This is a genomic window from Arthrobacter sp. GmRoot5-12 (genome assembly GCF_059739365.1).
Genome location: NZ_AP046056.1, coordinates 4,440,691 through 4,461,149 on the forward strand (window position 1 = coordinate 4,440,691; position 20,459 = coordinate 4,461,149).

The following is a 20,459-nucleotide window of genomic DNA, read 5'->3' on the forward strand; positions in this document are numbered from 1 at the left end:
ACTGGTTTGGCTACCGGGCTTTGGCGCGAGGCCTCCGGGGCGAGAAGCGCGTCGTTACCCGTCGGCAAGGACGGTGTCAAGATCCTGTCGAGTCGGGGTGCAGGCGCGCCCATGCGGCAGCCATTTGCGCACGGTTCTCAAGGCCAAACTTCGCGAGGATGTTCTCTACGTGTGTTTCTGCAGTCCTAGGAGAAATGGTCAGCTGCGAAGCTATTTCGCGGTTACTTAATCCGCGGCCTAATAACGCTGCTACTTCCTTTTCGCGGCGTGTAAGGCGGACGGCAGTGTCAGGTTCCGCGGCGGCGATTCCATCCTGACCCGTGGCCTCCTGCAGAAGAAGGTCGCTGGCGTCTGTTTGAAAGCCCTCCGCGTAAGCCAAATCGAATGCTTTTTGGCCGAGCGCATCACGGCAACGTTCGAAGGATTCTTGGCGTTGAGCGCCGATGTTGTGAAAGCCTGAAAAGTGTCCACCCATAAACTTCCAGAGTCGGTCGGCGCCTCCGAACAGGATCGCCGCGCGGGTATTTTGCTCGGCCTGATGTGCGCACCATGCCAGAAGTTCGATGCAGTGCGCCAGCAGCAGCTGGTCGTGGACATAGCCAGCAATCTTCAAGGCTAATTCGCGTGCATGGGTGGGTTCATTTTGAATCCATTCATGAACGGCAAGGGCGTATTCGATGTACCCGCGCCACATGTAGTCATCGAAGTCATCGCAAAGATCCAGCCCGGCCCTGCTCAGGTCCGCTACTCGATTGCTGTCATGGTCGAATGCGGCGAGCAGTACCGCGATGCCGATGGCATCCATCGTGAGGATCTCCGTTGCGGGCCCCGGGGCGCGTTTGTAGGTGTCGATAGCCTTGTCCAAGAGCCCGCGGGCTGATGAAACCCTGCCGTGTCCTGCCTCTACGACTGCTGAAACCTGAAGCGAAAGGGCATAATTTAGCGCGTCCCTGGTAATTGCCTGACTTGAAGCGGCCTGTTCAAGAAGTTTCTCCGCGGACCGCAATTTGCTTTGTAGAACGCACAGATAGGCGTGGATGCAGAGGGCGTACTCACGCTCTCGCGGGTACGCGTCGGTATTCGCGGAAGCCAGCACTTTCCCCAAGGTGGAACGTCCCTCAGAGAGCTGGCCCACGGCGAACCAGAAAAACCATAGTCCTGCGGCCATGCGAAGGCTCCCAGCAGTGAGGTCAGGGTCCTGCAGACCATAATTGATGGCGGCCAGGATATTGGGGTACTCCAGACGTAGACGCTCTATGCGTTCCCGCTCGCTACTTCCGGGGAAAGCAGTGGTAATGCGATTGAACGATCCCTCGTAATGGGCGAGATGCTTGTTGTGCAGAACCTGCCTCTCACCGGAATCGTCCAATCGGGATTCGCCATAGTCGCGGATGAGACGCAGGAGGCGATATCTCACTTCGTTCCCGACGTTATCCGCCACAACAACCGATTGGTCCACTAATGAGGCCAGCAGGTCCAGAAGGCCCGACGGTGTCAACGGCGGTTCTCCACAGACTGCCTCTACGGCCGGGAGATCAAACGTATTCTCGAAAACGGTAAGACGGGCCCATAGCAACTTCTCGTCGTCGCTGCACAGCTCGTAGCTTCCTGCCGTGAGGGTCCGCAGCGTCCTGTGCCGGGGATCGGTCGATCCTGCCCCCGCTCGTGGGAAGTCCGGATGACCTTCCATACGTTCAATAATCTGCTCTATCGACAACGCCCTAGTCCATGCCGCAGCGAGTTCTATCGCCAGGGGCAGCCCGTCAAGTCTGTGGCAAAGCCGGGAAAGTGCTGCTGCTTGTGGGTCGGCAACAGAGAAGCCGGGCCGGACCAGCCGAGCGCGTGCAAGAAAGAGCTTGGCTGATTCTGAGCCGAGAACATCGGAGAGGCGAACTTCCGAGGTCGTATCTAAAGGCAGTGACAGTGGAGAGATATTGACCAATTGGCCGCCGTCAACGTAGAGCGCCCTCCGGCTTGTCGCCAATATCGTACTTTGAGTGCCGGATGCGACAAGATCTTGAAGCAGGAGAAGGCAGTCTGAGTCCAGCGAGTCGCAGCTGTCCAACACGACGAGAGCTGCGAGGTCCTGCATGAAATCACGCAACAGCGCAGGCGAAACCTGTCCGCTGTTCCTCATTCCGAGAGCAGCGGCTGTCCGGGCGCAAAACTCCGCGGGATCGCGGACTCCAGCGAGGTCAGCGAGGCATACGCCCTCGGGAAACCTTTCACTCAGGCGCTGAACCAAGTGAGAAACGAGCCGCGTTTTTCCAACCCCACCCGGACCGACCAGGGTAACGAAGCGGCTGACCTCCAGTGCGCTGTCCAGTGTGGACTGCTCAGTCTCTCGTCCAATAAAGGTGGTCACATATTTGGGAAGTTGTGCCATCAGGGTTTGATCAGTCATTAAACAATGCCTCTCGTAACGCCGCCATCCCCCTCGGAGGCATCCTTTGTCATCCAGTGGACGGGCGTCCCAGCACACGCCATCATGGGCTCAGCTCTTGTGCCGCCAGTACGGGCAGCGTTGCCGCTGCTGAAGCGCGGACGTGTTCGATGCACGCCAGCCGGGCCTGGACAGGATCACCGGCGAGGATGGCATTAACAATCCGCTGGAGGGCTTCAATCGTGGGCTGGGCGCGGTCCTTCATTGACAACGAGACCCGGCGAATCTGATGGATACGCACGTGCAGGCGATTTACGGCCTCGTGCAACTCTGTATTACCGGCCCCGGCCAGAAGGTAGTCGTAAAAAGCGTCGCTTGCCAGCAACGTGGCAGTCGTATCGGGACCTTCGATGGCGTTCCGTACAGGCTCGAGAGACTCAGCAAATAACTTTTTTGCCGCCGCTGATCCGCGCACTGCGAACAGCTCGCCGGCCAGCCCCTCAAGGACTGCGCGGATGTCATAAATATCTGCAGCTTCTGCGTAATTAAGTTCCCGCACGCGGGCGCCCCTGTTCTCGGTGAGAACAACAATGCGTTCCGCCGCCAGATGCCGTAGGGCGTCACGCACCGCGGTGCGGCCGACGCCGTACTTCACGGCCAGTTCCCGCTCGACAAGTTTTGTGCCTGGAGCTAGGTCACCATCCGCAATGGCCCGCCTCAGCACTTCTGGAAGATCCCGAACGTCTTCCGGCGCCTCATTCGTCTGCACAAGCGACATGGCCTTCGGTGCTCCTGGGTCGGTGAGTGGTGGTTCTTGATTGAGCATACAGATCTCATCGTGAATTGAAACGGGTAAATCGGGATTTTGTCGACAAATCTTTGGGCAGCGACGCGCCCTTCGTCGGGGGTGTTCCGAAGCTAAAGCGGAGCATGCCCGGCCGTGTTGGGGCGGGAAAAGCTGCGGATTTTAGGGAGTTCGGGATGGGCGGTGTCTCCACCGCTTCTGTAGGAGATGCAGAAGATACGTGGAAATACGGAGTTTTTTTGTCGACATTTATCTCTAAGCTGGCTCCATTGCTCGACGCGGTGCAGGAACTGACTGGCTCAGGTCTGTGCTGGTCGGGAACGGCGCTGAGGCCATCCGATCCATTCGGGGGCCAACGGCCCAGTACAGCACCGAATGAGGAATGGAGGAGAACCGGTTGTACAACTTGCACAAGCTGCTGTGGGACATCCGTAAAGATCCCACTCTCGCAGAGAGTTTTCGTAGCGACCCGCACCCGATCCTCGACCAGTACGGGGTGGAGGGCGAGGCGCGGACGGCAATGCTGGAGCTGGATTTCAAGAAGCTCCACAAGATCGGGGCGAACCCGTATCTGATCTATTTCTGCGCCATCCAGCTGGCTGTTGATCGTGCGGCCTATTACGCACAGATCCGTGAGGAGGAGAACTGATGGGAAAGATCGTAGGAGCATTCGCAGCATCACATTCCCCTGGAGTGACGGGCTGGCCGGAACGGGCCGAGCCGCGGAAGAGGGAAGCTATCGAAGGAGCCTTCGCTGAGGCCCGCCGGCGGATCGAGGCTTTGGAGCCCGATGCAATCATCGCCATTTCCGTGGAACACTTCACCAACTTCAACTTCGGAAACCTGCCGGCGTTCGCCATTGCCACCGCGGACTCTTACCTGGGGCCCGTAACCCCGGAGATGAGCAACTTCCTGAGGGTGGAGCAGCACCAGTATCCCGGGAACGGCAAACTCGGCCGCCACCTGTACGAGTTCGCCATCTCCAATGAGTTCGACCCATCCCTGGTGGAAGGCGGCCTCGATTTCGACGAGAATTTCTGCGTTCCGTTCAAACACCTCGATCCCGACTCAAAGTATCCGCTCGTTCCTATCATCGTGAACGGCGTAAACCCGCCCTGGCCCACAGCAAAGCGCAGCTACGAATTTGGCGAGATGCTCCGCCGCGCCGTTGAAGCGCAGGATGCGGTCGAACGTGTCGTGGTCGTCGGAACCGGCGGGCTGTCCCACTGGGTAGGGCTGCCCGAAGCAGGCCAGGTGAACGAGGAATTCGACCGCGACTTCATTGCCCGTATAGAGAGCGGTGACCCGGAGCAGCTCAAGAGCTACTCCCCGAAGGAAATCGACGCCGCAGGCAACGGAGCCCACGAAGTGCGCACATGGATTGCCGCTGCCGGCGCCATCGGAGCCCCGTTCGAGGTGCTCGCCTACGAACCGGTTCCCGAGTGGCTGACCGGCACCGCCGTTGCAGCGGCAACGCCCGGCCTGAAGCTCTAACCCCCAACCCCAACCCCCAACCCGCCAGACGGCTCCGCGCCCGCGGAAGCCGAGCATCATCAAGGAGAAATAAGAACATGAGCAAACTTCCCAAAATCACCGGACGCGATATGCGCGGCGTCATGTCCTACCCGCCCACGCCCGCTCTGCCCGGCGCAGACGAGGTGGAGGCACAGAACACCGTCGATTTGGCCGAGACCGAACGCATGATCCGCCAGCTCATCACCGATGGCGTGGACGCCATCGCGCTGAACGGCACCCTCGGCGAAATGGCCACGCTGACCCTGGACGAATGGAAAGCCTACGCCGAATGTGCGGTACAGACAGCGCACTCGGTCAACCCTGATTTCCCCATCTTCGTCGGTTCAACCACCCTGAGCACCCGCGAAACGATCTCACGCATGCGGTTCCTTTCAGATCTCGGCGCCACCGGTACCCTCCTGGGCCGCCCGATGTGGGGCGAGATGGTGGCCCCTGTGATGGAGAAGTTCTACCGTGACGTCGCCGAAGCCGTTCCCGACCAGGCCATCGTGGTCTACGACAACACCGCAGCCTTTGGCGGTATCATCCCCCGCTCGGTGTACCGCACCCTGGTGGAACTGCCGCAGGTCGTTGCCGTGAAGTACGCCGGCGGCGCCTCGGTCGGCTTCCGCTACCACAACGACATGGCCCACACCGGGGACAAGTTCCCGCTCATGCCCATCGAGACCGACTGGTTCCCGGCCTGGGAAATGTACGGCGAGGAACTCGTTGGCATGGCCTGGTCCTCCACCACCGCCATGGGCCCGGACCCCGTCCTTCACCTGCGCGACGCGCTCCAGCAGGGCCGCACCGAGGACGCCCGCTGGCTCACGGAGCGGCTGCGCTGGGCACACGAGCCCTTTATCGTCGGACAGGACTTCTTCGAATTCGCCAAGTACAACATCCCGCTCGAGAAGATCCGCGTCAACCAGGCCGGCTACATCCACGTAGGCAAGAGCCGCGTTCCGTACACCGAGGACCTCGTACCCCAGGCGCACTGGGACTCCACCGCAGAACACGTCGAGCGTTACCGCAAGATCGGCGCGGAGATCGAAACGCGACTGGGATCCCGCAAGAAGTAACAGACCAGGAATAGACAGAGGAATCAGCGAGGTCATCATAATGACAACGGAGTCGGTAAACCCAGACACGGATGCTCAACTGCGCCAGATCCGGGAAGGGATCAAGCAGGGGCGGTTTCCGGCCCATGTCTTCAACGATCAGCAGATCTTCGACCTGGAACAGGAACGGCTGTTCGGTCAGGCGTGGACCTTTTTGGCCCACGAATCGGAGATCCCGAAGCCGGGTGACTACGTCACCCGTTACATCGGAAACAACAATATGATCGTTGCCCGGGACGAGCACGGGGAGATCCACGCAAGTCTCAACATGTGCCGGCATCGCGGCAACATGATGTGCAAGTCGGAGATGGGGAACGCCTCCCACTTCCGTTGCTCATACCACGGCTGGGTTTACAAGAACTCCGGTGAGCTCATCGGAGTTCCGTACATGGCCGAGGGTTATGAAGGCCGGCTGAAGAGGAAGGACTGGAGCCTGGTGGGGGCCCGCGTGGACAGCTACGCGGGTCTGGTGTTCGGAACGTTCAACCAGGATGCGCCCACACTGGACGAGTACCTTGGCGGGTTCCAGTTCTACCTCGACCTCTACCTAAAACAGGGCTTGGCCGGCAGTGAAGTGCACGGTCCGCCCGATCACTGGATCACCGAAACTGACTGGAAAATTGCGGCCGAGAACTTCGCTGGCGATGGTTACCACACCCCGGTAGCCCACCAGTTCGGCTTCAATCTGGGGTACTTCCCCTCATCAGGCGCGACACACAGCCAGGGCTGGGCTGCCAGCATCCCCGGCAAGGGACACGGCATCGGACTCGGGCACACACCTGGACTTACCCCCTTTGCAGGCTTCCCGGATGACCTGACCGAAGAGATGCGGCGGAGCTTATCCCCTGAGCAGGTGGAAGTGTTCAGCAACACCCGCACCGCGGTTGGAACAGTTTTTCCAAACTTGTCCTTCCTGATGCAGCCCTTCAGCCTGACACCCGGCGAAACGGGTGTGCGGTTCGTGACGATGCGGTTGTACCATCCGATCGGCCCGGGAAAAACGGAAATGTACTCCTGGTGCCTGGTCCCAAAGGACGCCTCCGAAGAGTACAAGGAAGCTGCCTACCAGGCGTATACGCTCGCGTTCGCCCAGGCAGGTACGTTCGAGCAGGACGACCTGGAGAACTGGGCACGCGTCACCCGCATGGCCAAGTCCTCGGCCGTGCGCGGCATTGAATTCCCTTACATGATGGGCATCGAGAGCAAACAGGACCCCGACTTCCCGGGTCCCGGCCATGTGGTCAAGCCCTACGTCAACGACTCCAACTTCCGGAACCTGTGGACCCGGTGGGCGGACTACCTGTTGGGTGAGGCCTGATCATGACGATACTCAGTGCCGTTGACCGGACCGTGCAGCAAGACATTCAGGAATTTATGTTCCGCGAAGCACTCGCTCTGGATGAGCGCCGCTTCCGCGACTGGCTCGAATTTCTCTCCGAAGACATTACCTACGATGTGCCCCTGCGGGTGGTCCGGGAAGGACTGGCCGAATGGGAACTCTCCCCCAACGGCCGGATCTTCCAGGACAACAAACAGACCCTCGAAATCCGGGTACGTCGCCTCGAAACAGATTTCGCCTGGGCCGAACAACCGCCCTCACGCACACGCCACTACGTGACAAACGTGCTCGTGGACGCCGGTGGGCAGGACGGCGAATACGAAGTCAGCTCTTACTGCCTCATTTACCGCAGCCGCGGAGACAGTATCGAGCCGAACTTCGTCTCGGTGTTCCGAAAGGATCTCGTTCGCAAAACTTCGGACGGTTACGAGATTGCACGCCGCTGGGCAGCCATTGACCAGGCGGTCATCAACGCTCACAACCTGTCCATCTTCATCTAGGAGGAATGAATCATGTCTGAATCGACAGCAAGGCCTCAGGCGGAGAATCCGGACACCGGCGAAGTGCTTGAAGTCCCCAAGGACGGCGGCAACAGCGGCCCGATCGTGATTGCCAACGAGTTCGCGGATGTCGTTGTCCGCAAGGTCGAAACACGAAACGGCGTCCGGCTCGAAATATGGTCCCCCCGTCGTGGCACCTGCGTGCGCTACGACGCGGTTGCCCTTGATGTTTTGAGCTATCAGGAACCGGAGTTCATCACCAAACTGCTGAGCAGGACCCCAGGAGCATGAGCGAAACACTATCCGGGCAGCACATTCTGGTCACCGGCGGGGGGTCAGGAATCGCCCGGGCCGCCGCCGAACGCTACCACCGTGAAGGGGCAAAAGTCACAGTCCTGAACCGGTCCGCAGGTGGTGCCCAAGCAGTCGCGGAGGCCTCCGGCGGTGCCATTCAGACCCTGGTCGGAGACGCGACCGACGCTGGCGTCCTCCGGGATGCCATCGCGGCCGCGGCCGACGCAGAGGGACGACTGCACAACATCACCTGCGGCGTCGGAGTGTTCGACAACTACGCCAAGGTCAATGAACTCTCGTCCGAGGAGCTCTTGACCGCGGCCGAGGAGGTCTGGCGGGTCAACGTGCGCTCAACATTGCTCGCGGTCAATCTCGCCGTGCCGGCACTGCGCGCAGCTGGGGGATCAGTCACTCTCACCCTCTCCGAATCCGCCTTCAGCGCCATCGGAGGCGGCGTGCTTTACGGCAGCTCCAAGTGGGCACTGCGCGGAATTGTTGACCACCTCGCTGCCGAGCTGGCACCTGAAATCAGGGTCAACGGCGTGGCACCAGGCGGCACCGGGGGAACCCGGTTCGGCGGACTGTCGACGCTCGGGCAAACCATGACAGCTGACCGTGTGGAGGGCCGCGACGAGAGAATCGCCGCCCACACCCTGCTCGGCTTCACCGCCACACCTGAAGACCACAGCGGGGCCTACCGCTTCCTGGCCGACCCGATCGACGCCCGCATTGTCACCGGAGTCGTGATCCGCACTGACGGCGGACGACGCCTCTAGCAGAACCCCACCCCCCCAAAAAAACCAGGAAAACGGTACGCCGTTGTACTCAAAATCAGAATGAGGAACACAAATGGCTGAGAAGTCCATCGAAATCCGTAAGACCTTTGCGCAGGTCGAAGAAATCCGTACGTCGGCCGGGAAGGGCGACGACGGCGGGCCGCTGCGTAAAGTTGCGGTCTGCGCCGTGATCAAGAACCCTTACGCCGGGGAGGGCTTTGTCGAGGACCTCTCAGCGTTAGTCGAGGCATCACGAGAAATCGGAACCCTGCTGGGCAAAGAGGCATTGGGGCTCCTCGGCGCCCCGGTCGAAAGCTACGGCAAGGCAGGCCTCGTGGGGAGCGCAGGCGAGCAGGAGCACATCAACGCCGCCCTTACCTCCGTCTTCGGAGACGCCTTCCGTGAGGCCATTGGCGGGGGCGCAGCCTGGATCACATCGGTGACCAAACCCGCCGCCGCGGGTGCAGTTATCGACGTGCCCACGGCATTCAAGGACGAAGTCTGGGTCCGCTCGCACTACGACGCGATGGAAGTACGGGTCCCTGACGCTCCCCACCCCGACGAGCTGGTCGTCATCGCCGCGGTGACAAACCGTGGACGGCTGAACGCACGCGTTGGCGGGATGTCCATCGCAGAGGCGAAGGAGAAGGGGCTGTGACAGGATCGATCGCGGTCGTCGGAGCGGGCACGATCCTCTCCGGAGACTGGCAGTCACCCATTATCAGGGACGCCGATACCGTCATCACCAGGGACGGGATTATCACGGCCGTTGGCCGCAGGCAGGATCTGCTGGCCGAAATTGACGCCTCGTCCCATGTGGTTGATGCCAAGGGCACCACGCTCGCACCGGGGCTCATCGACTCACACTGCCACGTGGTCATCGGCGACTACACACCCCGCCAGAAGACCGTGGACTTCCTCGCAAGCTACGTACACGGCGGCATCACCAGTGTCGTATCCCCGGGCGAAATCCACGCACCCGGCCGGCCTAGCAGCGCCATAGGAGTCAAGGCTCTCGCCATTGCCGCCAAAGAGTGCTTCGATAACTTCCACCCCAATGGCATGACCGTTCACGCCGGTGCCGTTGTGCTCGAACCTACACTGCAGGAAAAGGACTTTGTTGACCTGCAGGAGGCCGGGGTTCACCTGGCAAAGTTCGGGTTCGGCCGCTACATGGATCCCGCCGACGGCGTAGACCAGGTCCGGTGGGCAAAAGAACACGGAATAACCGTGATGTGCCACTCGGGAGGGGCTAGCATCCCCGGCAGTAAGCCGATCACCCCGAAGCACCTCCTCTTGCTGGCCCCGCACGTCTGCGGCCATGTCAACGGTGGCCCAACCTCACTCGATGAGGCCGGCGTGGACCTCATCATGGACGAGACGGACATGGCTTTGCAGCTCGTGCAGGCCGGTAATCTGCGCTCGGCAGTTCGGATTATTAACCGTGCCGCTGACAAGGGCATGTTCGAGCGTGTGGTCATAGGGTCGGACACCCCAACCGGCACCGGCGTCATGCCCCTCGGTGTGATGAAGACCGTAGCTGAGCTGTCATCGCTCTCCAACGTCGACCCGGCCCTCGTCTGGGCAGCGGCCACCGGCAACAACGCCCGGGTATGGGACCTGCCGGCTGGTTTCATCGCCCCCGGCCGTGCCGCTGATCTTGTGGTTCTCGATGCACCTTGGGGATCAACCCGCGACGATGCCCTGGGCGCCCTGTCCGTGGGCGATATCCCAGGCATTTCAGCTGTTATCACCGGAGGTGTTGTCCGCACGCTGCGCAGCCGGAACACACCACAGGCTGCACGCGCGGCCGAGGTCACGCCCCGCATCGAGCACCTCGAAGCCTCGGGCCATTGAGCAATAAGCATCTAAAGGAGACAAAGACATGGCATTCAAGATCACAGTGGATCTTCCAGCTTGCCAGGGTTACGCAAACTGCCTCATCGAAGGTCCGGCGCTATTCGACATCGATGATGACACCAACAAGGCGGTCGTGATCGGCTCTGACGAACACGATGAGCCCTTGCGCACTCAGGCAGAAGCCGCCCGTCGCGGGTGTCCAGCGCATGCCATCCACATCGAGGACATCTGATGCATCGGGTTGTGGTTGTCGGCGGTTCCCTCGCCGGAGTACACGCGGCAGAAGCGCTGCGCGAGCGTGGATTCGAGGGGGAACTGACACTCGTGTCGGCCGAGCCTGGGCTGCCATATGACCGCCCACCGCTCTCCAAGGAACTCCTGCTCGACGGCATGTCGGCCGAGCAGCTCCTGCTCCGCCCCGCGCCCTGGTACGAAGCTCAAGGCATCGAGCTGCGGCTCAACACGGCCGCTCGTGGCCTTGACGCCGATAAAGGGCTGCTTTCGCTCTCGGACGGATCCGACCTTCCCTACGACGGCATGGTCATTGCCACAGGTTCCGCCGCCCGCCGCTTTCCCAGTGGCACGGCCCAGGCCCGCGTGCACGTGCTACGGACCCTCGACGATGCCCTCGGACTCCGTCCCGAACTCATACCGGGCAGGCACCTCGTCATGATCGGTGGTGGATTCGTTGGCCTCGAAGTCGCGGCCGTAGCCCGAGGGCTCGGACTGGACGTCACCTTGATCGAAGGATCCCCGATGCCCCTAGCACGGGCCTTCGGCACCGAGATTGGCTCATGGTACCGGGAGCTTCACGAAGGCAACGGCGTCCGCCTGATCTGCGGCTCATCCGTGCAAAGCCTGCAGGACTCTCCCGGCGGGGCCACGGTCACCCTCAGCAACGGTGAAAGCCTCAGCGCTGACGTCGTCGCGGCAGGCATCGGTGCCACACCAGCTGTCGAGTGGCTCGCCGGAAGCGCCGTCGAGGTTGCCAACGGTGTCACCTGCACACCGGAACTGCTGACCTCTGTCCCGAACATCGTCGCTGCCGGAGACGTCGCCAGCTGGCGCAACCCGGTCTTTAACGAGGAAATGCGCATCGAACACTGGTCGAACGCAGTGGACCAAGGCCGGCATGCAGCAGCAACACTGCTTGGCGAGAGGGACCCGTTTGCGTCAGTGCCGTACTTCTGGACAGACCAGCATGACAAAAAGATGCGGTTTGTGGGCCGCACCGCCGGTGCCACCGACATCCGAATCGAAGAAATGTCGGACGACAGACTGGTTGCCACCCTCGGCCGCGACGGCCTGCTAATCGGTGCACTCACCGTCTGCGCTCCTCGGCAACTCGCCAAATACAAAGTCGCAATCCAAAACCGCACAGCTTGGGAAGCCACCGACGCAACCCGGCTGGCCCCGGCCAACTAAATCTTCCTTTCCCACCCGAACCCAACAAGGAGACACACATGAACACCGTCAAAACGGGCGACGCACTCTCGCTCATCGAACTCTTCCCCCAGGACGAAGACTGGTCACTGCAGACCATGAGGCTACTTTCGCAGGTCGCAGTCGGCGGCTCCGACCTGTTTGAATGCGCACGTACCGCAGCCCGCATCGGCCGGGAAACCACCGACGGCGAGACCTGGCACCGCGAGTGGAGCCAAACAGCAAAAGACATCGCCGCCACCGGCTACGAAGCCCTCGAACGCGGCGACATCACCACCGCCCGGCGGGCCCTGTTCCGCTCCATGAGCTACTGGCGCCACTCCGAATTCTTCCTCGACTCCTTCGACGAGCGACGCACCGAAGCCTACGTCGAGGGCACCAAAAACTTCCAAAAGGCTGCCGAGCTGTCCGACGGACTGATCGAGCGGATCGCCGTACCGTTCGAGGGCAAGGAGATGGAGGGCTACATCGTGCGCCCCGACAACTCCGGCCAGGCCCGCCCCACGGTCCTCTTCCTTGGCGGCGCCGACTCCTGGGCCGAAGAACTCTACTTCCTGGGCGGAACCGAATTCCCGGCTCGCGGCATGAACATCGTCATGGTCGACACCCCCGGACGCGGCAGCTCGCTGCGCTTCAAGGAAATGTACAGCAGGCCCGACTATGAAGTACCTGTCACCGCCATCTTCGACTTCCTTGAGAAGCGCAACGATGTCGACGCGGACCGGTTCGGTCTCGCCGGCGTGAGCTTCGGTGGCTACTACGCCCCACGTGCTGCCGCATTCGAACCCCGCGTGAAGGCAGTAGCCGCCTGGTGTGGAACATGGAGCATCCTCACGGACTTCTACGAATTCTACCCGCCCCTGCAGAAGCAGCTCCAGTGGCTCAGCGGCTCAAAGGACGACGCAGAAGCCCGCGAGAAGCTGGCCAAATTCACCCTGGATGGTGTCGCAGACAAGCTCAAGATCCCCGTCTATGTTATGCACGGCACCGCCGACATCATCATGGACATCAAGGGCGCGGACCGCTTCGTTGAGGCGCTGACCTCCGACGACGTCACCGTCGACATCTATGACGGCGCCGGATCGCTGCACTGCAGCTACGACTACATGTCAGTAGCAGGTGCACGACTGAGCGACTGGTTCCTCCACCGCATCTAACTGCATCCCGGCTGGCTCCCAAAAGTCACTTTTTCCGAGGATTCATCTCGCTTCCCCTGCCACCCCAACGTTCCGCGTGGGGGTGGCAGGGGAAAACGAGAACCGCAGCTGCGTAGGTGATGAGGAACCGAGCACCACTCGCGCCCGGACCGGAGCGCTGAGGTAAATGACAGATTTCAAGGAAGAAGGACTCCACGTGGCCGATCTCTTGATCCAGCGCGAAATCGCCGAGATATTGCCCTTGCTCACCAAATACCCGCCATTGAAAACGAAGGACTGGGCTGGTCTTACATCTGGGGACAGGATGTACGTTCAGAGGGAAACTCAAGTGCTCGTGCGTGGCACAGTCGAAGACATGGTTCCGGACGGGTCGATCTTCTGGATCTGGATCGACGGCGGAGGCGGCCGGATCGCCGTCCACAAGGATGATGACGTCCGTGTTTGGCTGGCAACAGAACCTTCGGGTGCTCGCATCAAAAGACGCTTCAACGGTGCCGCAGTCACACATCAGGCAGAGGTTCGGTAAGAACCAGATGCCGTCTCTGCGAACAGCAAGGAATTTCAGATGCAGGTCGAGCCTATGGTTCGCTTCCTGATGCGTCCCCTCACTGAGCCGGGAGGCGCCTGGGGCTTTATCCTCGGCGAAAATACTGATCCTACTGCGGGTATCATTCTGGCCGCTGTCACTGTAGTTGCCTTGGCGGTCCAGCTATGGCTGATCTATAGGACGGGCCGCAGAGGAGAGCAGACCTTGGAGGACTCTGAGGCAGCCGTACACGTCTACCTTCCCGTCTGCCTGCACGGTGACCCGCTTTTCTATCATGGGTCCCCTTCCGATGATGAACCAGGGTAAACGGTTCCAGAACTTCCCTACCGTAACCACCGCCCCAACCGCACTTTAAGAACCTGACTACTCGAAATGGTGAGCCAATGATGCCGACACATGCCTCGATTACTGTCATCGCCCAGGACCGGGCCTCACGCGACCAGCAACTCGATGAAACAACTCGTCTGCTCCATGAGAAGCAGCCCCATTGCGGCCTCCTAGTAACACGACACACCTTCACGACCTTCACCGTTGCTTTACACCCAGAAATCGGGCACGGAACGATCCAAGAAAAGGACTTAGTCCGGTTGTAGGCAGTTTGTGTTGCTCCCACCCAACGCGCCTACCGCTCTGCTGCCCTCGAAGCGCGCACCTTGGCCCATAAACGCCTGCGCATTGGAAGCGGCAGAACCTTCGATTGTTTCGACGCCAGATCGCCTCGCGGCCGCTATGGACTATGTCCCACAACATCATCCTCGCGGCGCCGAAGTATAAAACCCGGCACCGCACACTTATTGAGGAGACCTCCCGCATGACTACGTCACCCGTAATATACCCTGCCCTAAAATCCGAACGCGAGCAGAAGCTCCTTGCTTCCGTGCCGACCGGCCTGTTGATCGGCGGTGAGTGGCGGGACGCGTCCGACGGCGGCACGTTCGACGTGCACGATCCCGCCACCGGGGAGGTGCTTGCCACCCTCGCCTCGGCCACAAGTGAGGATGCAATCGCCGCGCTGGACGCCGCTGACGTAGCCCAAGCGTTCTGGGCGCAGACCGCACCACGGGTGCGGGCAGAAATTCTCCGCCGCGCATTCGACCTCGTGACCGAACGGGCCGAGGACTTCGCGCTGTTGATGACCCTGGAAATGGGCAAGCCGCTCGCCGAAGCCCGCGGCGAGGTGACCTACGGGGCAGAGTTCCTGCGGTGGTTCTCCGAAGAAGCCGTCCGGGACTACGGCCGCTACCTCACCACCCCCGAGGGCAAGAACAAGATCCTCGTTCAGCACAAACCCGTCGGACCCTGCCTGCTCATCACACCCTGGAACTTCCCCCTTGCGATGGCGACCCGCAAGGTCGCCCCGGCCGTCGCTGCAGGCTGCACCATGGTCCTCAAACCAGCCAAGCTCACCCCGCTCACGGCACAGCTTTTCGCCCAGACGATGAGAGAAGCCGGCCTTCCCGCCGGCGTCCTGAACGTCGTCGCGTCATCCTCCGCGTCAGGGATCTCCGGGCCGCTGCTGAAAGACTCCCGGCTTCGGAAAGTGTCCTTCACCGGGTCCACCCCGGTCGGTAAGCGGCTGATGGCCGACGCCGCTCAGAACGTGCTGCGCACATCCATGGAACTCGGCGGAAACGCACCGTTCATCGTGTTTGAGGATGCCAACCTCGACAAAGCGGTCGAAGGGGCTATGGCGGCGAAGATGCGGAACATGGGCGAAGCCTGCACAGCAGCCAACCGATTCCTCGTCCACGCCTCCGTAGCGCAGGAATTCACCCGGAAGTTTGCCGCCGCGATGGGAGCGCTCACTACCGGACGCGGCACCGACCCCGCTTCACAGGTCGGCCCACTCATCGACGCCAGCGCCCTCGCCGACGTCCACAACCTCGTCACGGCCGCAGTCAACGCTGGAGCAGTTGTCGTTACCGGCGGCGCACGCGTGGATGGCCCCGGCTACTTCTACCAGCCCACTGTCCTCGCCGACGTGCCCAACAATGCGGTGATCCTGAGCCAGGAGATCTTTGGTCCCGTCGCCCCCGTCACCACCTTTACCACCGAGCAAGAAGCCATCAAATTGGCCAATGCCTCCGAGTACGGACTTGCCTCCTACCTTTACAGCAAGGACTTCAACAAGCTCTTCCGGGTCGCGGAACAGATCGAATTCGGCATGGTCGGGTTCAACGCCGGCGTCATCTCCAACGCAGCAGCGCCCTTCGGCGGCGTGAAGCAATCAGGTCTCGGCCGCGAAGGCGGATCGGAAGGCATCACCGAGTACACCACCACGCAATACATCGGCATCACCGACCCTTACGCCCGCTAACCACTACTTGTAAGCCGCCCTCGGGCAGCTTTGCACGGCTACAGAAAGGCCTGGCCATGGCACAAACTACGACTGGACAAGAAGACCCCAGCTCCCTCGCTTATGCGCTCCGGAATGGAAAAATGAACCGGAGAGCGTGGACTATTACCGGCATGCTGGTAGTTCTCCAAATTATTGCCTTTGCGGACCGGGCGGTACTCGGACTTGTAGCCCCCTCAGCAATGGCTGAACTTGGGATGACGACTACCCAGTTTGGCTTTATCGGAAGCTCCTTCTACTTCCTCTACGCGGTCATAGCCGTCATAACAGGCGTTCTAGCCAGCAGGTTTTCCGTCAAGTGGATCCTGTTCGTCCTTGGACTGACATGGGCATTGATGCAGTTTCCATTGCTGTTTGGCGGAGGCGCCGCAGCGCTTCTCGTCACCCGGATCATCCTGGGAGGTGCGGAGGGTCCTGCGACTCCGACGTCGCTGGCAGCAGTTCACTCCTGGTTCCCGGCATCGCGTCGCGCCCTGCCCTCAAACCTTGTCGCCATCGGGTCAACTCTCGGGCCGGTAATCGCCGCCCCCTTGCTGGGGTTTGTTATCGCCGCCTGGGGATGGCGCTGGGCTTTTGGCGTTCTGGGGATCCTCGGTCTGCTGTGGCTGGTCGCCTGGTTGGTCCTGGGTAAAGACGGACCATACGCGCCGAATGCCCGCGGCGCGTCTCTGACCGAGAATGACAACACAAAGAGCATTGATGCACCCGAAAGCAGTGCATACTCCTGGTTCGACACACAGACCCACGTGCCGATATTCAAGGCACTCCTCAGCGGAACCTTCCTCATCACCGCTTTTGGCGTGTTCACCAACTTCTGGACCATGGGCTTTTTAACAACATGGCTGCCTCAGTACCTGAAAGTGTCCGCAAATCTCACGATCGAGCAGGTCGGCATCGTTACAGTATTTCCCTGGCTTTTCGGCGCCACAGTCCTGCTGGTCTTGGGAATCATCAGCCGCCAGCTCATGAAGAAGGAAAAAAGCGTGCGTCAAGCGATGGGCGCACCATACAGTCTGACGCTCGTCACCGGCGGACTAGGTTTCCTGCTTGCAACCCAAACTTCAGGAGTGCTGGCAATCGTGCTCCTCACCATTGGCGCCGGGTGCAGCATCATTTATCCAATGGGAGCAGCCATGGTCGCCTACATTGTCGGCATGAAACAACGTCCCATAGTCATGAGCGTCCTGGGTGCAACGGGATCCATAGGTGCCATTGTTTCGCCCGTTCTGGTCGGTTGGCTCATGGAGAACGCCGGATATCGAACTGCCCCCGCAGGAACGGTTCAGACCGCAGAAATGGTCAGCTGCATGGTCACCGGAGTGAACCAATCCTTCCTGATTGCCGGGTTACTTCTTCTGGTCTCCGGTCTGCTCGGGCTGGCATTTATCCGCCCTGACCGAACTGCCAGGACGCTGCAGGGGTCCGTCACCCTTTAGCGTGCGCAACTCCTGCTGCGCCAAAGCACTCAATGAGAATGAGCACCGATACATCGCGGACACGGTGAGGTCGCGCAAAGGTAGGAGCGCACCACCACCATCCGGCTGATCGGGAAACGCTGGCCAAGGCAGCCCGGTGGGCGGCTTTTCGGAGCCAACACCCACCTGGTAAAGGCGGGCCGGGAACCCCGGCGCGCCTTTACTGCCGCTCCAATGAAGTACGACATTTGCCCGTAAGGAAGTTTGAACGATGAAGTTCGGTAAGCAGGCCGCCCCCGTTGCGGACATCAACGAGGATGACCTCGAAGTCCATCAGCCCAAGACCGAGGCCGCCGGCGTCAAGGCCGTGATGGTGGCGCTGGAGCGCGCGGTGGCCCAGGCCGGTGTGACCCGGACAACCCAGTCACTGCTGCGGTTGAACCAGCGCGGCGGCTTTGACTGCCCGGGCTGCGCTTGGCCGGAGTCGGACAGGAAGCGCAAGGCAGCCGAGTTCTGCGAGAACGGCGCCAAGGCGGTCGCGGAGGAGAACACCCTGCGTACGGTCGGCGCGGAATTCTGGGCGAAGCATTCCATCGCGGAGTTGGCGGAGAAGACCGAGTACTGGCTGGGCAACCAGGGCAGGCTCAGCGAGCCGGTGGTCATCCGGGAAGGCGAGACGCACTACTCGCCGATCTCCTGGGCGGACGTCTTTGAGCTGATCGGTGAGCATATCCGGGCCAGCACGCCGGAACGCTGCGTCTTCTACACCTCGGGGCGAACCGCCAACGAGACCGCGTTCATGTACCAGCTGTTCGCCCGGTCCCTGGGCACCAACAACCTGCCGGACTGCTCGAACATGTGCCACGAGTCCTCCGGCTCGGCGCTGAACCCGACCATCGGCATCGGAAAGGGCACCGTGTCCCTGGATGACATCCACGACTCGGAACTGATCTTCGTCGTGGGCCAGAATCCCGGCACCAACCATCCCCGGATGCTCTCGGCGCTGAAGGAATGCAAGGACAACGGCGGGAAGGTGGTGGCGGTGAACCCGCTGCCCGAGGCCGGGCTGTTCAACTTCAAGGACCCGCAGACCTTCTCCGGGGTGCTCGGGAACGGCACGCCGTTGGCCGATGAATTCCTGCAGATCAAGGTGGGCGGGGACCTGGCGTTGTTCCAGGCCCTGGGCCACCTGCTGCTCCAAGAAGAAGAATGGGCACCCGGCACCGTCGTCGACCGCTCCTTCATCGAGGCGCAGACGGCTTCGACGCCTACCGCGACGCCCGCCGGGAGCTGGAATGGGCAGAGACCGAGAAGGCCACCGGCCTGGCCCGTGCCCAGATCGAGGACGTGGCCGGAATGCTCCTCCGGTCCAAGGCCACCATCTTCTGCTGGGCCCTCGGCGTCACCCAGCAGCCGCACTCTGTGGACACCATCAAGGAAATGGTCAACGTCCTGCTCCTGCAGGGCAACTTCGGCAAGCCCGGCGCCGGCGCGTGCCCGGTGCGCGGACATTCTAACGTCCAGGGCGACCGGACCATGGGCATCTGGGAGAAGCCGAAGGAGTGGCTGTTGGCGGCCCTCGACAAGGAGTTCGGCATCCAGTCTCCGCGGCATCACGGCCATGATGCGGTGGAAGCCATGGAGGCGTTCGAACGCGATGAGGTGGACGTGTTCGTGTCCATGGGGGGCAACTTCTCGCTGGCATGTTCCGATACGGAGACCCTGGAAGCCGGCATGCAACGGATCGGCCTAACTGTACACATCTCCACCAAGCCCAACCGGTCCCACGTGGTGCACGGCCGCACCTCGCTCATCCTGCCCACGCTGGGGCGGACGGACAAGGACGACAAGCACTCCAGCGGCGCGCAGTTCCTGTCCGTGGAGGACTCCATGTCCGTGGTCCACTCGACGCAGGGCCGGTTGCAGCCGGTGTCCGAGCACCTGCTCGCCGAGCCGGTCATCGTGGCCCGGATGGCTGAAGCAACGTTCCGGCCCGCCCACCCGGTGGACTGGAAGGCCATGGCGGAGGACTACGACGTCATCCGGGAGCACATCGCCCGGGTCCTTCCGGGGTTTGAGGACTTCAACGCCAGGGTCCGGACGAAGAACGGGTTTGTGCTGCCCAACCCGCCGCGGGACACCCGCTCCTTCGCCACGGACATCGGCCGAGGCCGCTTTACGGTCAGCCCGCTTGAGTACCTGACGCCGCCGGAAGGCCACCTGGTGCTGCAGACCATCCGCAGCCACGACCAGTACAACACCACCTTCTACGGCTTGGACGACAGGTACCGCGGAATTTCCGGCGGCCGCCGGGTGATCCTGGTCCACCCCGAGGACCTGGCCGAGCAGGGCTTCCGGGACCGGGACCTCGTGGACGTGGTCAGCACCTTCCGCGGCCAAGACAGGAAGGCGGACAAGTTCCGCCTCGTCGCCTACCCCACCGCCAAGGGCTGCGCGGCGGCGTACTTCCCCGAGGCCAACGCACTGGTGCATAGGGAAAACGTGGCCCGCGAATCCAACACCCCGGGCTTCAAGGCCATGTTCGTCCGCTTCGAACCCCACGAAGGCGAAGGAGTGGCAGCAGAAGAGTCCGCGGCGGAACTGGAACCGGCAATGGCGGGCTAGCCTGGCGCCGCAACAGTGATCACCTCTCGGACATGAGTGTGAAGAGTCCCCCGGTGCGGCGTTTAGCCGATACGAGGTGCCCAGAGAAGGCAACTAGTACAGATAGGGCACACCCCAACCTGACGTCAGGGCAGCGGCGAAAAGCGCGTCAGAATAGGGTCCGAAAGGCTGTTCCTGCACATGCCCACTGTTGAGTCTTAGAGTCCTACCTGACAACCAGCTCGGAGGCGCCGACGACGGCAGCCCGAAGCACAGAGTTATGCTCAACGAGGCCGGAGACGTCGAAAATGCCTTCCTTGCTTGCCTCGCGAAACCGGTGGAGC

General features: G+C 61.5%; 17 protein-coding genes and 1 pseudogene. 16 read left to right on the plus strand and 2 right to left on the minus strand.

Annotated features, from left to right (window positions below; genetic code table 11):
- Positions 1 to 76: 76 nt before the first annotated feature.
- Positions 77 to 2,404: an ATP-binding protein gene (locus AC6JAM_RS20480; protein WP_497935789.1), complete on the minus strand. Its 2,328-nt coding sequence runs from the start codon at positions 2,402 to 2,404 to the stop codon at positions 77 to 79.
- 82 nt (positions 2,405 to 2,486) lie between these two features.
- On the minus strand, positions 2,487 to 3,161 hold the full coding sequence (locus AC6JAM_RS20485; RefSeq protein ID WP_497935790.1) for a GntR family transcriptional regulator: 675 nt from the start codon (positions 3,159 to 3,161) through the stop codon (positions 2,487 to 2,489).
- Between the two features lie 409 nt (positions 3,162 to 3,570).
- On the opposite strand from AC6JAM_RS20485, the gene AC6JAM_RS20490 reads away from it, so the two are divergent.
- From AC6JAM_RS20490 to AC6JAM_RS20565, 16 genes and pseudogenes are all read left to right on the plus strand, one after another.
- Entirely contained in the window at positions 3,571 to 3,837 is a 267-nt protein-coding gene (locus AC6JAM_RS20490) for a hypothetical protein (protein ID WP_497935791.1), read from the plus strand.
- Positions 3,837 to 4,682, plus strand: coding sequence for a DODA-type extradiol aromatic ring-opening family dioxygenase (locus AC6JAM_RS20495; protein ID WP_497935793.1), 846 nt, complete (start codon positions 3,837 to 3,839; stop codon positions 4,680 to 4,682). The genes AC6JAM_RS20490 and AC6JAM_RS20495 overlap by 1 nt, the downstream gene beginning before the upstream one ends.
- Positions 4,683 to 4,759: 77 nt before the next feature.
- Positions 4,760 to 5,785, plus strand: coding sequence for a dihydrodipicolinate synthase family protein (locus AC6JAM_RS20500; RefSeq protein WP_497935794.1), 1,026 nt, complete (start codon positions 4,760 to 4,762; stop codon positions 5,783 to 5,785).
- A 40-nt stretch (positions 5,786 to 5,825) separates the two neighbouring features.
- Positions 5,826 to 7,142 carry an aromatic ring-hydroxylating oxygenase subunit alpha gene (locus AC6JAM_RS20505; RefSeq protein WP_497935796.1) on the plus strand — a complete coding sequence of 439 codons (1,317 nt, stop codon included), beginning with the start codon at positions 5,826 to 5,828 and terminating at the stop codon, positions 7,140 to 7,142.
- Between the two features lie 2 nt (positions 7,143 to 7,144).
- Positions 7,145 to 7,663 carry an aromatic-ring-hydroxylating dioxygenase subunit beta gene (locus AC6JAM_RS20510; protein ID WP_497935797.1) on the plus strand — a complete coding sequence of 173 codons (519 nt, stop codon included), beginning with the start codon at positions 7,145 to 7,147 and terminating at the stop codon, positions 7,661 to 7,663.
- 12 nt (positions 7,664 to 7,675) lie between these two features.
- A complete protein-coding gene (locus AC6JAM_RS20515) occupies positions 7,676 to 7,954 on the plus strand; it encodes a hypothetical protein (protein WP_497935799.1) in 279 nt (92 codons plus the stop codon).
- Positions 7,951 to 8,733, plus strand: coding sequence for an SDR family NAD(P)-dependent oxidoreductase (locus AC6JAM_RS20520; protein ID WP_497935801.1), 783 nt, complete (start codon positions 7,951 to 7,953; stop codon positions 8,731 to 8,733). The genes AC6JAM_RS20515 and AC6JAM_RS20520 overlap by 4 nt, the downstream gene beginning before the upstream one ends.
- A 73-nt stretch (positions 8,734 to 8,806) precedes the next feature.
- Positions 8,807 to 9,391 (plus strand): amino acid synthesis family protein, encoded by a 585-nt coding sequence (locus tag AC6JAM_RS20525; protein ID WP_497935804.1) that lies wholly within the window; start codon positions 8,807 to 8,809, stop codon positions 9,389 to 9,391.
- Positions 9,388 to 10,590: an amidohydrolase family protein gene (locus AC6JAM_RS20530; protein WP_497935805.1), complete on the plus strand. Its 1,203-nt coding sequence runs from the start codon at positions 9,388 to 9,390 to the stop codon at positions 10,588 to 10,590. Before AC6JAM_RS20525 ends, AC6JAM_RS20530 begins: the two co-directional genes overlap by 4 nt.
- A gap of 28 nt (positions 10,591 to 10,618) precedes the next feature.
- Positions 10,619 to 10,825, plus strand: a complete 207-nt coding sequence (locus tag AC6JAM_RS20535; RefSeq protein WP_497935807.1) for a ferredoxin — start codon at positions 10,619 to 10,621, stop codon at positions 10,823 to 10,825.
- Positions 10,825 to 12,018: an NAD(P)/FAD-dependent oxidoreductase gene (locus tag AC6JAM_RS20540; protein WP_497935808.1), complete on the plus strand. Its 1,194-nt coding sequence runs from the start codon at positions 10,825 to 10,827 to the stop codon at positions 12,016 to 12,018. The genes AC6JAM_RS20535 and AC6JAM_RS20540 overlap by 1 nt, the downstream gene beginning before the upstream one ends.
- Positions 12,019 to 12,056: 38 nt before the next feature.
- Positions 12,057 to 13,193, plus strand: a complete 1,137-nt coding sequence (locus AC6JAM_RS20545; protein ID WP_497935809.1) for an alpha/beta hydrolase family protein — start codon at positions 12,057 to 12,059, stop codon at positions 13,191 to 13,193.
- A 196-nt stretch (positions 13,194 to 13,389) separates the two neighbouring features.
- On the plus strand, positions 13,390 to 13,719 hold the full coding sequence (locus AC6JAM_RS20550) for a hypothetical protein (protein ID WP_497935811.1): 330 nt from the start codon (positions 13,390 to 13,392) through the stop codon (positions 13,717 to 13,719).
- An 832-nt stretch (positions 13,720 to 14,551) separates the two neighbouring features.
- Entirely contained in the window at positions 14,552 to 16,057 is a 1,506-nt protein-coding gene (locus AC6JAM_RS20555; protein ID WP_497935812.1) for an NAD-dependent succinate-semialdehyde dehydrogenase, read from the plus strand.
- Positions 16,058 to 16,113: 56 nt separating this feature from the next.
- Positions 16,114 to 17,532, plus strand: coding sequence for an MFS transporter (locus AC6JAM_RS20560; protein ID WP_497935813.1), 1,419 nt, complete (start codon positions 16,114 to 16,116; stop codon positions 17,530 to 17,532).
- A 250-nt stretch (positions 17,533 to 17,782) separates the two neighbouring features.
- Positions 17,783 to 20,136: pseudogene (locus tag AC6JAM_RS20565) on the plus strand (FdhF/YdeP family oxidoreductase).
- Positions 20,137 to 20,459 lie beyond the last annotated feature (323 nt).

Excerpts from the sequence above, each read along its gene's own strand:
- AC6JAM_RS20555 (WP_497935812.1), top strand. The coding sequence starts at position 14,552 with ATGACTACGTCACCCGTAATATACCCTGCCCTAAAATCCGAACGCGAG.
- AC6JAM_RS20525 (WP_497935804.1), top strand. The coding sequence starts at position 8,807 with ATGGCTGAGAAGTCCATCGAAATCCGTAAGACCTTTGCGCAGGTCGAA.
- AC6JAM_RS20500 (WP_497935794.1), top strand. The coding sequence starts at position 4,760 with ATGAGCAAACTTCCCAAAATCACCGGACGCGATATGCGCGGCGTCATG.
- AC6JAM_RS20535 (WP_497935807.1), top strand. The coding sequence starts at position 10,619 with ATGGCATTCAAGATCACAGTGGATCTTCCAGCTTGCCAGGGTTACGCA.
- AC6JAM_RS20520 (WP_497935801.1), top strand. The coding sequence starts at position 7,951 with ATGAGCGAAACACTATCCGGGCAGCACATTCTGGTCACCGGCGGGGGG.
- AC6JAM_RS20480 (WP_497935789.1), bottom strand. The coding sequence starts at position 2,404 with ATGACTGATCAAACCCTGATGGCACAACTTCCCAAATATGTGACCACC.
- AC6JAM_RS20540 (WP_497935808.1), top strand. The coding sequence starts at position 10,825 with ATGCATCGGGTTGTGGTTGTCGGCGGTTCCCTCGCCGGAGTACACGCG.
- AC6JAM_RS20490 (WP_497935791.1), top strand. The coding sequence starts at position 3,571 with ATGGAGGAGAACCGGTTGTACAACTTGCACAAGCTGCTGTGGGACATC.
- AC6JAM_RS20560 (WP_497935813.1), top strand. The coding sequence starts at position 16,114 with ATGGCACAAACTACGACTGGACAAGAAGACCCCAGCTCCCTCGCTTAT.
- AC6JAM_RS20505 (WP_497935796.1), top strand. The coding sequence starts at position 5,826 with ATGACAACGGAGTCGGTAAACCCAGACACGGATGCTCAACTGCGCCAG.
- AC6JAM_RS20495 (WP_497935793.1), top strand. The coding sequence starts at position 3,837 with ATGGGAAAGATCGTAGGAGCATTCGCAGCATCACATTCCCCTGGAGTG.
- AC6JAM_RS20485 (WP_497935790.1), bottom strand. The coding sequence starts at position 3,161 with ATGTCGCTTGTGCAGACGAATGAGGCGCCGGAAGACGTTCGGGATCTT.
- AC6JAM_RS20545 (WP_497935809.1), top strand. The coding sequence starts at position 12,057 with ATGAACACCGTCAAAACGGGCGACGCACTCTCGCTCATCGAACTCTTC.
- AC6JAM_RS20510 (WP_497935797.1), top strand. The coding sequence starts at position 7,145 with ATGACGATACTCAGTGCCGTTGACCGGACCGTGCAGCAAGACATTCAG.
- AC6JAM_RS20515 (WP_497935799.1), top strand. The coding sequence starts at position 7,676 with ATGTCTGAATCGACAGCAAGGCCTCAGGCGGAGAATCCGGACACCGGC.